The sequence below is a fragment of the Okeania sp. SIO3I5 genome (assembly GCF_010672085.1).
Taxonomy (GTDB): domain Bacteria; phylum Cyanobacteriota; class Cyanobacteriia; order Cyanobacteriales; family Microcoleaceae; genus Trichodesmium.
Genome location: NZ_JAAHHT010000026.1, coordinates 1 through 14,501, shown reverse-complemented (window position 1 = coordinate 14,501; position 14,501 = coordinate 1). Strand labels below are relative to the sequence as shown.

Sequence of the window (14,501 nt, the reverse complement as noted above, 5' to 3'; positions counted from 1 at the left end):
AAATAATGCAACTTGAATCCAAAATAGAAATTAATGCCAATCCAGAAAATATCTTTAAAGTTTATTCAGAAGTAAACCAATGGTCAAATTGGGACCCAGATACTAAATATGCACATCTTCATGGAGATTTTGCTGATAATTCATTGATTGATTTACAAACTCAATCTGGGCACGTTCAAATTAGGTTAGTCAAAGTAATTAAGAATAAGTTGTTTATTAATGAATCAAAATCACCTTTATGTACTATCAGGTTTGAACATATTCTTGAACCATTTGAAAGTAAAACTTTAGTAACACATAGAATTTTGTTTTTAGGAATTTTCAAGTATATTTTTTCACTTTTGTTAGGTTCTCAAATGAAAAGAACTTTATCTCAAACACTTTTAGCTTTAAAAAAATTCGTAGAATCATAAATAAAGAAGAAGCAAAGTACATAATTCTCTAGCAATCCTATTCAATTTTTTTTTGTATAAATATTATCCCTTTTCGGGAATAAGTTTGTCAGCAGTAAACAAGAATTTAGGAATTTATTTATAGTTTTTGAATTGTGACAACTTATTTGAGGATTGCTATCTTAATAAGATTGCTTTCTAGTACAATTTATCGGTAAAAATGCTTTGAATAATTCTTACTTATGCCCGAATTTTCCTGACAAAAAAATAAGGACTAAACCCTCGGCTTCAGCCAGAGGTATTAATAACTGAAATGACAGTTATCAGTTATTATTTTTATTCTTTAATTGTAAGGATTCAGCTATTAGTATTCAGCATTCAGCTTTTACTGTAGAATGCACTTGCATTTTGCTTTTGAACCTACAGGACTTGACTTCGATTAGCTTATGACCTTTCCTTTTTATTAATAAGTTTTAATTCTCCTTCAGTCTGATAATCAGTTAATAACTTATAGCTGATAGCTGAATGCTCAATACTTACCTTTAATTTTTATTTATCATCGAAAAATTAATGCTATAATTTTAGATAAATTAAAAAAGAAAGTCTCAATCCTCGGCTTCAGCTAGAGGTACTAATAACTGATAACTGATAACTGATAACTGAAATGACCACAACTGTAAAAATTAAAACAGAGTATGAAGCTATTATTGGTCTAGAAACCCATTGTCAGCTTAGTACCCAAACTAAAATTTTCTCCAATTCCTCCACAGAATTTGGTGCAACCCCCAATACTAACATCGATCCAATATGTATGGGAATGCCAGGAGTATTACCCGTACTTAATCAAAAAGTTCTAGAATATGCCGTCAAAGCAGGATTGGCCCTAAATTGTCAAATTGCACCCTACAGTAAATTTGACCGGAAACAATATTTTTACCCAGACTTACCAAAAAATTATCAAATTTCTCAGTATGACTTACCCATCGCCGAACATGGTTCGCTAGAAATAGAGATGGTAGACGAGGATGGTAGTGCAACTCGTAAAAAAATTGGTATTACTAGACTACACATGGAGGAAGATGCGGGTAAGTTAGTCCATGGAGGTAGCGATCGCTTATCTGGTTCAACTTATTCAATGGTGGACTACAACCGTGCTGGTGTGCCATTAATCGAAATTGTCTCAGAACCGGATATGCGTTCTGGAGTTGAAGCTGCCGAATATGCTCAAGAACTAAGACGAATTGTTCGTTACCTTGGAGTTAGTGATGGTAATATGCAAGAAGGTTCCCTGCGGTGTGATGTAAATGTTTCTGTGCGACCTGTAGGCCAAAAAGAATTTGGCACAAAAGTAGAAATCAAAAATATGAATTCCTTTAGTGCCATACAACGGGCGATCGAATATGAAATAGAAAGGCAAACGGAAGCTATTGAAGCAGGAGAAAAAATTGTCCAAGAAACTAGGCTTTGGGAAGAGGGTTCTCAACGTACTATTAGTATGAGGGTTAAAGAGGGTTCTAGTGACTATCGTTATTTTCCCGAACCTGACATTCCACCTATTGAGGTATCGACTCAGCAGTTAGATACTTGGAAAGCTGAGTTACCAGAGTTACCCGCACACAAACGTCAGCGTTATGAAAGTCAGTTAGGTTTATCTGCTTATGATACTCGGGTACTGACTGACGACTCTAATGTAGCAAAATATTTTGAAGCTACAGTTGCAGCAGGTGGAAATTCTAAACAAGCAGCTAACTGGGTAATGGGAGATATTACTGCTTTTTTGAAAAATGAAAAGATTAGTATTAATGATATTGGTCTGAAACCTGATAATTTGGCTGAGTTAGTCACAATTATTGAAGATGGTACTATTAGTGGTAAAATTGCTAAGGATATTCTGCCAGAATTATTATCAAAAGGTGGTTCTCCTAAAGAATTAGTGGAGAAAAAAGGTCTGATTCAAATATCAGATACTAAGGCGATCGAAGCAATTATTGATGAAGTTTTAGCAGCACATCCAGAAGAGTTAGCAAAATATCGTGGTGGTAAAACAAAACTCAAAGGTTTCTTTGTTGGGCAAGTAATGAAAAAAACACAAGGTCGTGCCGATCCAAAGATGACAAATCAATTAATTAGTAAGAAATTAGAAGGGTAGAAGTATTAGGTGTTAGGTGCTAGGAAAATCTATTGCTGAATCACCTACACCTAAGATTAAATCTGGTTGCTTTGATGGTTTATTGAAGCTATTTGGTAAATTTATCCGCGTCAAATTTTTTGAATTATGAGTCGGGAGTGGAATAGAGGCAATATAAGAAAAAGATTGAAAAATTGTCTCTTACTTACCGAATAATTAAGGTTTAAAGCTTCTCATGAGCAAGAATAAAAAAGCGGTCGTTAACGCAGTTTCCCGTAGGGTGGGATGCTGAGGAAACCTAGCCATATCCAATCGACCAAGAGAAGAAAAAATTTTCCTTTTATTCAATCCTCTCCCTAAAAGGAAGAGGTAATTATCAATTATCAATTATCAATTATCCATTATCCATTATTGAATCCCCTACTTTTAAGATTAGAATCAGATTTTTCCCATCATTCAAATCTTTCCATCCACTGCTCTTGAATGGAAAATCACCAACATTTTCATTTTCTGAAGCTCCTGAAAAAAATCGCGTCTCAAAGAATTTTCCCTTCCTTCCTCACATTTTTTGTGATATTATAAAGATTAACTGGGGTTGTTCGCCTATATGCCTGACTTTTTATTCAACCAACTTACCTTACTGATAGACAATCACTCACATTCAAGAATTTTTCCCAGGAGCAATACCAGAAATATTTTCATCCTGTGGAGCTTTCTCAAATACTTGATTTTCCCTCATCAAATCTTTCCATCCACTGCTCTTGAATGGAAAATTACTAACATTTTCATTTTCTGAAGCTCCTGAAAAAAATCGCGTCTCAAAGAATTTTCCCTTCCTTCCTCACATTTTTTGTGATATTATAAAGATTAACTGGGATTGCTCGCCTATATGCCTGACTTTTTATTCAACCAACTTACCTTAGTGATAGACAATCACTCACATTCAAGAATTTTTCCCAGGAGCAATACCAGAAATATTTTCATCCTCTGAAGCTGCCAAAAATACTTGCTTTTCCCTCATCAAATCTTTCCATCCATCACTCTTGAGTGGAAAATCACCAACATTTTCATTTTCTGAAGCTCCTAAAAAAATCTCGCCTCCGCGATCGCTCATATTCAGGAACTCAGATTCAGGAATTTTTCTTAGGAGCAATACCAGAAATGTTTTCATCCTCTGAAGCTGCCAAAAATACTTGCTTTTCCCTCATCAAATCTTTCCATCCACTGCTCTTGAGTGGAAAATCACCAACATTTTCATTTTAGAGAGCTACCTAAAAAAAATCGCGTCTCAAAGAATTTTCAGTTGCATCCTCGCAATTTTTGCGATATTATAAAGATTGAATGGAGTCCTTCGCCTATATGCTTGATTTTTTGTTCAATCAAATTTCCTTACTCATAGACAATCAGTCACATTCAGGAATTTTCCCCAGGAGCAATAGCAGAAAAGTTTTCCAGAAAGTGGAGCCTCCCAAAATACTTGCTTTTCCCTCATCAAATCTTTCCATACATCACTCTTAAGTGGAAAACCACAAACATTCTCATTTTCTGAGAGCTAATGAAAAAAATCGCGCCTCAAAGAATTTGCAGTTGCATCCTCGCAATTTTTGCGATATTATAAAGATTAACTGGGGTCGTTCGCCTATATGCCTGACTTTTTATTCAACACAAAATATTCTAGTTTCTCAGCTCGGAGTGAATGTTGTAGAAAGGAAAATCAATGTAAAAATCCCAAATGAGTCCTATAAGAAACCAGGTTTATAGGAGGTAGATATTAGTATAGTAGTGAACTTAATAGAAACCCGATTTCTCTACTTTTTGATATTAAATTAATTCGTTTTTTGCTGAAATATCAGAATATTAATTAATACTGTCTTCTAAAGCCTTTTTAGCTAGTCGAGTTAAATAAATAGTTATAGCAACTGTAGCAATTAAACCAACTATATTAATTATCCATTTAGTTACTTCCACAGTAAAACTTGTAGGTTGTTGAGAAGTACCAATTAAAGCAATATCCCCCATTAAAGAACCAAGATAAACATACATCAATGTTCCTGGAATCATACCTAGAGACCCCAAAAAATAATCTTTAAAAGAAACCTGCATTACACCAAAAGCATAATTCAAAAGATTAAAAGGAAACAATGGGCAAAGTCTAGTTAAAAATACAATTTTCAATCCTTCTTTTACAACAGCTTGGTCGATAGCATGGAACTTTGGATATTTACTTAATTTTTGAGAAACCCAATCACGAGATATGTATCTGCCAATTAGAAAAGCTATTGTAGCTCCCAAAATTGAAGCCAAAAAGACATAAATTGACCCCCAAAAAATTCCAAATATTACTCCTCCTCCCAGGGTCAAAACAGAACCAGGAATTAATAGCAAAGTCGCTAAATTATAAATAATGATGAAAGTTATAGGACTCCAGAAGCCTAGAGTTTCAATCCATATTAATGTATTTCTTAAAAGTTCCGGTATATTAAATTTTTTGCTTGTAATAATTAGGCTTATAACTAGAATAAATAACAAAAGAAACTTGCCTATTTTTCTTGAATTTTTCATAAGCAGGAGTAGTTATAATTATATTTATCATTCTCAATCTGCTTTATATATTTTGTTTGTGAAAGTAAATAACAGGAAAAAGTTTGAAATTTTTTTGAACGACTAGATTTAGGTCTGATATGCAAAAAAAATCTTCAATGTTTCTGCCATATTTATTGACAGAGTTTTACCTGTTATATTCAATGAATTTATATATAACTATAGCAATCATGTTTCAGTTGTGAGATTTTAGTAGTAATTAGGAGTCAGGAGTCAGGAGTCAGGAGTCAGAATATAAAAGGATTTAGATTTATTTGAATCGTTTTTAAATATCTCATAAATCATTCCTGATTGCTATATAAATTCACATAATATCATCTTAAAATTATGATAATCTGAGTTAACTATGAATTTTTACTGAGAATAAATTATAGATATATATAGGGTTTCTCAAGTTACTGAGGTATAGTTGCTTTTCTTATTTTCTATTCTTACCGAAAGATTGTGGTTAATTGTTAATTGCTGAACTGGTAACACTTAATTGGGAACAGTTGAAAAAACATTTCCGGGATTTTGATTCATCATCAGTAATTATCTTAACCAATTCTTTCTTTGCTATAAAATTGAAAAATATAATGCCATTCAAAATTTAACCAAAATTTAATCAGATTTTAACTATTGTTGGCTAAAGTAGGGTATAAATTTTTATGTATGTTACCGAAAAAATAAGGTTTAAAGCCTCTCCTTATCAATGTTAAAAAAGCGGTTATTTGCGGAGCATTCCGTAGGATGGCGTGGATGGGTTACCTAACCATATCCAATCTCCCCTTGAGAAGAAAAAAAATTTCTTTTAACCAATCCTTCTATAACAGAAGAGCTAATTATTAATTATTAATTATTGAACAGACTTCACTAAAGGTCAATGAATTTATATTATCGTATTTTATTGAATATAATCTTCACATTAGCTAGTCTTTTAATAACCAACTTAACGGTTTTAGCATCTACAAAAAATACCAGTATTTTGATAGATTCTAATGATAATAACTCTTATAATATTCTGGTGCAACAAGCAGAAAATTTAGCCCAAGAAAGAATTAATCAAGAATTTGCCAATAATCCAGAAATTACAGAAATTACTATTACTATATTAGGAGAACGTAGAAGTCAAATAGTACCTGTTATCCGTTCTACTGTATCTCGTGCAGAATGGCAAAATAATCCTAAGATTGATGATTTTACTAGATATTTTGCCGATGCTAAATTGTTATTAAAGTTTGATGATAATAGCGATATTTCTGATAATCAACCTCAAGTTCCTAATTCTTCTCCTCAAGTTCCTGCTCCACCTCGACCATCACCTGATTCTCAACCAACAATTCCTCAACCTCAAAAGAAATCTCCTAGACAAAGACCTTCATCTTCTCCCATATTTCCCACTGATGAAGATGACCCGAAAATAATAGATGATTAACTATTAAAAAGCTTTTCCTGACGGAATGCTCCGCAAACAGCAGTCAGCTTTTTTAGAAGAAAATTTTTACCGAAACAATTAAAGAATTAAACAATTAAATAATTAGATAATTCAGATTTAAAGCCTCCCCAAGAGAGCGGTTGTTTGCGGAGCAGTCCGTAGGATGGGATGGATGGGTTACCTAACCATATCCAATTAACCAAGAGAAATAAATTTTTTCCCTACCGCGTCAATCCTCTCCCTTTTAGGGAGAGGTAATTATCCATTATCCATTATTCAACCCTCCTAAAATTAGACGACAAGCTAGAAGTCGGGGATTATGATCCAAGCTTTTAGATACCTAATTAGGGTTTGCGCTCAAAAGTATTTTTGCTCTTTGTAGTAGTCAGTAGAAATAGGAATAGGAATAGGAATAGGGATTTAGAGGAGGTAGGAGTTAGAATTGTTCCTCAATTGCTCTGTCCAACTATGCGTCTAAAATACTAACATTTTGAGGCTTTTCAACTCAAAATATCCTACTTTTTCAAGACTTAAAAAGACCAAAAGCTTGATATGTAAACACTTTAAAATTTAATCAGCAAGCCCTAATTCTATGCACAAATTTTTAGGCTGATAGTTGATAGCTAATTAATATGAAATACTAAAATTTTTACTACAAATACTTAGGGTGTTTCAAGGAGTCAAAATTCAGTATGAATAGCCTATATATCATTGATTTATTACACATTTATTACATTCAAATTCTGTTTTTAGTTAAATTGAAAAGTCTTAAGTAAAGTCTTTTAACCACCTAAATTATTGGTAGCATTCTTTTTTATATTTTATATAATATTTTATATAATATAGTGTTCCTCAAGTTACTGAGGTAAAGTTATTTTTCTTAAGCATTCAGACATCAGCTATTAGCTATCAGCTAAAGAGGTAAAAGCAACCCTTGAAATTGAGAGATAATTAAAAGTTAAGAGAACCTATCCCACCAATAATATTTTTGTTGAAAAGCCCAAATACTCTTAAATATAAAAACGAAAAATCCAGCTTTTCAGAAAAATTTTACTTAAGTAAATCAGCATTTTTAGAATAGTGGGATAAGTTGAACTTTAGTACACTCCTTTAACGTGACAAGGATATTCATTATACCTCTCGATAAAATAGGGAAAACTTAACTAAAAAGAGAATTAATTGATAATTTATGGATAATAATTGATGTTATTTTTAACTTTCACGCATAAGTCTATTATTTGCGCTCTAGCTGACTGCTTTAAGCTGAATGTTTACTATTTTTCTTCTTTTGTATTCCTAATACCATTTCTCTGTAACAATGCGCTTAATAATTTTTGCTCAGACCTTATTACACTGACTATTCTCATTTTTATATTAAGCGCAACATCAGGTCGAAATGGTATAAATATTAGGTTAATTGATCAATTAACCTAAATTTAAACAACACTTTAACTAAATTTAATTAAACTATAAACTAACGATAAATTGTTATAGATAAACTGCTGGAGGCAGTATAAAAAAAACTGAGAATATGAACAAAATTCAGGTTGAAAATATTGCCCGTAATACATCAAAAATCCCTATCCACTACTTACCTCAAAGAGAGAAACAAAAAATAGAGTTTTATGTCCAGACTCACTCGTAGAAAACTATTAATGTTCTTCGGATGTAGCGCAGCAGCTACAGCACTATCACCAAAAATTGGTAATTTTTTGGGTAGCTCCGAAGTAGCTCAAGCTCAAACTGGAGGTTTGAGTTTTACACCCCTAAAATTGGCACATCCTTTAGAAGCTTATGAAAATAGCCCTAGCTTCGTACCTTTAGGAATTGGTGGAGGAGGAAATACAATAGGAGCAGGTGTAGATGTGCAACTACAATCATACGAATACTTTGATGATGTTATAGTACCCCCCGAATATGAAAGGTATGTGATTGTTGGTTGGGGCGATCGCGTATTTCCCAACCAAGAAGAATACTTTGGTTATAACAATGACTACCTCAGTTTTATCCCTATTAATGGTAACCCAGATGATGGCTACCTATGGGCGAACCATGAGTATGTTTCTTATCCAATATCATCATTACTAGGTGGTGATGACCTAGCAGGTTTCCCCACTACAGACCAGCTAGTATTAGGTTTAGATTTATCTCAACCCACTCTCTTCACCTTGGGTGAGTTTGCTTATAACCAAGGTGGATCTATTGTCAGAATTACAAAAAGTAATGGTCGTTATACTCCTGTAGCAGATGATGCTAACCGTAGAGTACATCTCTTATCTGGACTAGGAATTAACTCTGAACGTTCAGATGGTTATCAAAGCGTCACATCTTGGGGTACAGCTAGCTATCAAACTGGAGACCAAAACTTCTTAATAGGTACCGGACCTGCTGCTACTGAAGTATTTCCTCTAAGTTCTGATGGACTTGGTAATAGAATTATTGGTACAGCCTTTAATTGTTCTGGTGGTACAACCCCTTGGGGTACAATTCTGACTGCAGAAGAAAACTTCCAAGGAAGCGTTACTGAAGCTGTACAACCTAATGGTATTCAGACTGGTTATGACGAAGAAGGTATAGGTTTTACCTTTGGTTTAGTTGGTGAAAAGTATGGCTGGATGGTAGAAATATCTCCAGCAGACCCAAGTTTCGTAAACAGAAAACATACAGCTTTAGGTCGTTTCCGCCATGAAAATATTGCTTTTAGAATAGAAGCAGGTAGACCATTAGTAGCTTATATGGGAGATGACCGTCGTGGTGGTCATACTTATAAGTTCATCAGTAATGGTATTGTTTCCAGTCCTACTGATCCAAACAATAGCCAATTATTTGAGGCAGGTACTCTTTATGTGGCACGATTAAATCGTGATGGTTCTGGTCAATGGATTCCATTAGTTCCTAGTACACCAACTAATCCTCTATCACCAAGAGAAATTGCTGAAGCTGAATTGAATGCTTTTGGTGAAGCTCAAAGAGATGGTCGAATTCGCCTACCTCAACGTGCTGGTATTGCAGGAGCAACTGAGGATGGTGGATCTCTCATTGTAGACTTGACTAATGACAATGTATTATCTGATTATCAAGGTAGAACTCTAGGAGATTTTTATTCTAGCCAAGGTGCAATTTTATCCGACGCTTTCTTAGCTTCTAACTTAATAGGTGGTACTCCTTCTTCTCGTCCTGAAGATGTGGAAGTTCATCCTGGTGATGGTAGTTTATTTATTGCCTATACAGATAATGCACCTGGTGGAGATGGATATCCAGACTCCAGAATATTTGTTGTGAGTAAATACTCCGCAGATATTAATGCCATTCAGCAGTTTGGTGGTCTGTACCGATTCATTGAAACAAACAGCGATGCCACAAGTACCACTTTTAGTTGGTCAGTTTTTGAGCATAGCGGAGAAGATGGTGCTATTAATGGCGCAGGTTTTGCTAATGTAGATAACCTAGAAATTGATACTCTGGGTAATATCTGGGGCGTAACTGATATGTCTACCAGTAACCATAATGGTTTCAGAACTGGTGCTGCTGCAGAGCTAAGAGAGATTGACCATACTGCTACTGGAAATATTTCTAGCTTGACAGGAGTATTTGGTAATAACTGGTTGTTCTACATTCCTGTTGTTGGACCTAATGCTGGATTAGTTGTACCTTTTGCTTATGGCCCTCCTCGTTGCGAAATGACTGGACCATACTTTATCAGAAATCGTAGTGGTGTAGATGAAACTCTACTATTAGCTGTACAGCATCCTGGTGAAAGTTCTCCTATTGGGGATGGAGTTATACTAGGTCGTACTATTGAGATGTTAAGTTTGGATGGTACAAGTTTATTCAATCAGGCACGAAGTGTACCTCGTGGTAGTAGTTGGCCTAGCAATATAGGATATGTAGGAAATCCTGGAGGTAGTTTTAATGGTTTATTACCCCCAAGACCTTCTGTAATTGGTGTTACTCGTAGAGACGGTGGTGCCTTTGTTTAAAATTTAACTTGACGCTAGAAGGTTTAGTAGTGGACTGACACAGCTAAAACTGTGCATTAGTTTTTTTGTATAATTCTTGTTATAGCGAGGTTTAACGATTTTTTTTTAATGCAACATTTAAAGCTTGTCAGTCCAGTACGAAAATTTTACTATCTATCCTCTCTGGTGGAGTGAGTGCTTCAGGAAATGAATCAACTCTTGCTCTATACGCAATAGAAGAGAAATTTTACTATCCATCCCTCTGGCGGAGTGCTTCAGGAAATGAATTAACTCTTGCTTTATACGCAATAGAAGAGAAATTTTACTATCTATCCTCTCTGGTGGAGTGAGTGCTTCAGGAAATGAATCAACTCTTGCTCTATACGCAATAGAAGAGAAATTTTACTATCCATCCCCTCTGGTGGAGTGCTTCAGGAAATGAATTAACTCTTGCTCTATACGCAATAGAAGAGAAATTTTACTATCCATCCCCTCTGGTGGAGTGCTTCAGGAAATGAATTAACTCTTGCTTTATACGCAATAAAAGAGAAATTTTACTACCCATCCCCTCTGGCGGAGTGCTTCAGGAAATGAATTAACTCTTGCTTTATACGCAATAGAAGAGAAATTTCACTATCTATCCCCTCTAGTGGAGTGCTTCAGAAAATGAATTAACTCTTGCTCTATACGCAATAGAAGAGAAATTTTACTACCCATCCCCTCTGGCGGAGTGCTTCAGGAAATGAATTAACTCTTGCTTTATACGCAATAGAAGAGAAATTTTACTATCCATCCCCTCTGGCGGAGTGCTTCAGGAAATGAATTAACTCTTGCTCTATACGCAATAGAAGAGAAATTTTACTATCCATCCCCTCTGGCGGAGTGCTTCAGGAAATGAATCAATTCTTGCTCTATACACAATAGCGCCAGTAGGATGTCTTATAGGGCTGAAAATCAGATTATGAAAAGGATTCCGAAATCCGTCGTCACAAGCCATACTCAACCAACGCACTTTAAATGTTGTATGAGAAAAAAAGTAGTGAAACTTTGCCATAGCAAGAATTAAAAGAAAAAGCTTAATGCAAAGTTTTAGCTGTGTCAGTTCGCTACTTTTGACTTGAAACACTTTTCTGGAGATGTCTATAATTTATAATTTATCCTTAACTTCTTCTTGCATCGGTAAAGGAAGTTGAGAAAAATCAGGTAATCTTACCAGTTCCTTTTCTTTCTCCTTAACTGCCATTGGTAAACGTAAAGGTTCAAGTTTTTCTTCAATCAAAGAATTAGCTATAGGCAATGTTCTTTCTAAATCATCCAATGCTCTAGGAATTACCATTACAGCATTTAACTCTCCAATTCTTTCAGCTTCGTGCATTCCTGCTTCTACAGCGATCGCCACATTAGAAACCGAACCCCGAACAATAGCAGTACATAAACCCGCACCTGTAGTTTCATAAGCAGTTAACTGTACATCACCAGATTTCAGCATAGCATCACAAGCTCCCACCATTGCTGGAAAACCTCTAGTCTCTATCAAACCAACTGCCTTATTTCTAAACTCAGCAGAAATTTTACCTTGAGATAGTTTAAATAAAAGACTGCCAATAGGTAATACAAGTTCTAAATTAGGTAAAGGTCGAGGAATGACAGTTTTAGAAATAAGTTGTCCAAATTTTTCGGCTGTTTCTGCTCCAGACTCTACCGCTAAACGAACATCTGCTATACCACCGCGAACTACCGCCGTACAATATCCACTACCAATTTTTTCATACCCTACCAAAATTACGCCAGATGACTTTAGCATCATATCAGCAGTACCAACTATGGCCGGAAAACTTCGAGTTGTTACTAAACCAAGAGCTGAATCTCCAAACTTGGTTGGGGATTCAATAGAGTCTAGCTTATAATTATTGTGGGTTTGTATTTTCATTTTCTACCTCTTGACTTCGGCGTAGCAGTTAACCCACCTAAATCTTTCCAACATCCTAGCTGATGGTCTTTAGGGCTAATTTGGGAATTTTATATATATATGAAATTGAAAATATAAACTGGTTTAGTTCACCTAAAATTACAGTTAAACTCTCACCAGTGGGAGTTTCTGAGATTAAGGAAGTTAATTTTTAGAGATTATTAATCACTTTATTGTCCCTGCAAGATAGAAAGTTTTTTAGGTATGTCTCTACTTAATTTTAGATTATATTATATTTTATTTATAATGATCAAGTTATATCAAATTCGGTAGTATCGGTATAAATAAACATAGAAACCATATTTTTATTAAATACTCCACTATACTAACATCTACCCCCCATAAGCCCGGTTTTTTATAATACTTTCATTGCCAGAGGATTTGATCTTATCTACTACTAAAAAAATGTGTTCTTGTCAAACATAAATTTTCGGCGTTGCTGAATGCTAAAAGCTGATAGCTAATTAAATTGCTATAACAGATAGGAAAATTTAAAGATGAAGTTACCTCAAGTTTTGCTAAATAATATTCAAAATGCCGTTAATCAAATAGTACAGATGGGTTCTCGAATTCCTAATACTCAAAGTTTACTGGTTGCTATTAGTGGTATTGATGGCTCAGTTCAACAATTAATAATGAATAATGAATAATTAATAATTACCTCTCCTTGAAAAGAAGAGGATTGACTAAAAGGAAAATTTTTATTTATTATCCCCTTAAAAGGGGAGGCTTTAAACCAAAATTTTTCGGTAAAGGAGTAGTGGCAAATGAAGTATTTAATTTATTGCAAGCCAAAAGTTTAAAAGTTGCTTTGGTTAGTCTTGATGCTTGGCATAACTCTCAAGATATTAGATTTAATGAAATAAATTCAGCTCAACATTTTTATGAAAATGCTTTTCGTTGGGAAGAACTTTTTAACTCATTAATTATCCCTCTTAAATCTCAAAAATCAATTCGCTTGGAAGCCGAGCTAATCGATATTAAAACAGATAATTTTTATTCATATATTTATGATTTCCAAAATATAGACATTATTATTATTGAAGGAATATTTCTGTTTAAAGAGCCATTTATCAAAGAATATGACTTTAAACTTTGGCTCAATTGTAGCTTTGAAACTACTTTGAAAAGAGCATTATCAAGAAGACAAGAGGGTTTAACAAAAGAGCAAACTATTTATGATTATCAAACGACATATTTTCCAGCTCAAACTATTCATTTTAAACAAGATAATCCTCAAAAAGTAGCTTCATTAGTAATTGATAATGATCTACCAACTAAAAATTATGACATTCCCCTTGGAGTTCACACCTTATGATCTGTTTATCTTATAATTCTCACACTTTCTTGATATATCTCCTTTACGTCAAAATCATTCTTGACAATATATTTTAGTCTTCATCATCAGGATGAGAATTCCTTGAATTCTTATAAGGAAATAAAGTCTTCATTATCTGGTTGACATAATCCTTACCATAAATTTGAGGATCAATATTTGGAAATGGTTCTTCTTGTAATTGAGTTTTATCTGTTTCAGTTTCTGTTTGATTTTCCTCTGGGGATGAAGCAGTATTTACTAATTGTAATTGAGTCTTATCTGGTTCAGTTTCTGTTTGATTTTCCTCTGGGGATGAAGTAGTATTTACTAATTGTAATTGAGTCTTATCTGGTTCAATTTCTGTTTGATTTTCCTCTGGAGATGAAACAGTATTTGCTAATTGTAATTGAGTATTATCTGGTTCAGTTTCCGTTTGATTTGTCTCTGGAGATAAAGCAGTATTTTCTAAATTTGAAACATAATTATTTTCATAAGTTTCATCCAATACATGAGCATTTTTAGATGAATTTTGATTTTTCAGTAAATGTGTTTTAGTTGGTGTAAATGTAGTATTATCGTCTAATATTTCTCTCCCTGAGTTACCAATAATAGAAGCAGGTAACACAACTTTCTCTGATTCTAAATCTTGTTCTATAATAGTTGTCAAAGAACCAACACAAACATTAGAGCCAATCTTACTTTTACCAACTAATAAAACTC

The 14,501-nt window shown here is 34.1% G+C and carries 10 protein-coding genes and 1 pseudogene; 7 read left to right on the top strand and 4 right to left on the bottom strand.

All coding sequences use genetic code 11. The annotated features are described in order from the left end of the window. The first annotated feature begins 5 nt into the window (after nucleotides 1-5). Entirely contained in the window at nucleotides 6-413 is a 408-nt protein-coding gene (locus F6K40_RS08070) for an SRPBCC family protein (RefSeq protein WP_293133898.1), read from the top strand. Between the two features lie 643 nt (nucleotides 414-1,056). Then, nucleotides 1,057-2,541 (top strand): Asp-tRNA(Asn)/Glu-tRNA(Gln) amidotransferase subunit GatB, encoded by a 1,485-nt coding sequence (gatB, locus tag F6K40_RS08065; RefSeq protein ID WP_293133896.1) that lies wholly within the window; start codon nucleotides 1,057-1,059, stop codon nucleotides 2,539-2,541. A gap of 922 nt (nucleotides 2,542-3,463) precedes the next feature. Here the strand turns inward: gatB and F6K40_RS08060 are convergent. Further along, nucleotides 3,464-3,691 carry a hypothetical protein gene (locus F6K40_RS08060; protein ID WP_293133894.1) on the bottom strand — a complete coding sequence of 76 codons (228 nt, stop codon included), beginning with the start codon at nucleotides 3,689-3,691 and terminating at the stop codon, nucleotides 3,464-3,466. 686 nt (nucleotides 3,692-4,377) lie between these two features. Then, nucleotides 4,378-5,082 carry a TVP38/TMEM64 family protein gene (locus F6K40_RS08055; protein WP_293133891.1) on the bottom strand — a complete coding sequence of 235 codons (705 nt, stop codon included), beginning with the start codon at nucleotides 5,080-5,082 and terminating at the stop codon, nucleotides 4,378-4,380. Between the two features lie 925 nt (nucleotides 5,083-6,007). Here F6K40_RS08055 and F6K40_RS08050 point away from each other — a divergent pair. From F6K40_RS08050 to F6K40_RS08040, 3 genes are all read left to right on the top strand, one after another. Then, entirely contained in the window at nucleotides 6,008-6,535 is a 528-nt protein-coding gene (locus tag F6K40_RS08050) for a hypothetical protein (protein WP_293133888.1), read from the top strand. A gap of 1,625 nt (nucleotides 6,536-8,160) precedes the next feature. Then, nucleotides 8,161-10,515 (top strand): PhoX family protein, encoded by a 2,355-nt coding sequence (locus F6K40_RS08045; RefSeq protein WP_293133885.1) that lies wholly within the window; start codon nucleotides 8,161-8,163, stop codon nucleotides 10,513-10,515. Nucleotides 10,516-10,685: 170 nt separating this feature from the next. Beyond that, complete coding sequence (locus F6K40_RS08040; RefSeq protein ID WP_293133883.1) at nucleotides 10,686-10,844, top strand: hypothetical protein; 159 nt, start codon at nucleotides 10,686-10,688, stop codon at nucleotides 10,842-10,844. 797 nt (nucleotides 10,845-11,641) lie between these two features. On the opposite strand, the gene ccmO is transcribed toward F6K40_RS08040, so the two are convergent. Further along, nucleotides 11,642-12,424, bottom strand: coding sequence for a beta-carboxysome assembly protein CcmO (gene ccmO, locus F6K40_RS08035; protein ID WP_293133881.1), 783 nt, complete (start codon nucleotides 12,422-12,424; stop codon nucleotides 11,642-11,644). A gap of 536 nt (nucleotides 12,425-12,960) precedes the next feature. On the opposite strand from ccmO, the gene F6K40_RS08030 reads away from it, so the two are divergent. Then, nucleotides 12,961-13,113 carry a hypothetical protein gene (locus tag F6K40_RS08030; protein WP_293133879.1) on the top strand — a complete coding sequence of 51 codons (153 nt, stop codon included), beginning with the start codon at nucleotides 12,961-12,963 and terminating at the stop codon, nucleotides 13,111-13,113. A 110-nt stretch (nucleotides 13,114-13,223) separates the two neighbouring features. Next, nucleotides 13,224-13,781: a nucleoside/nucleotide kinase family protein gene (locus F6K40_RS08025; RefSeq protein ID WP_293133877.1), complete on the top strand. Its 558-nt coding sequence runs from the start codon at nucleotides 13,224-13,226 to the stop codon at nucleotides 13,779-13,781. A gap of 73 nt (nucleotides 13,782-13,854) precedes the next feature. On the opposite strand, the pseudogene F6K40_RS08020 reads toward F6K40_RS08025, so the two are convergent. After that, a pseudogene (locus tag F6K40_RS08020) lies at nucleotides 13,855-14,501 on the bottom strand (hypothetical protein); the annotation flags it as partial.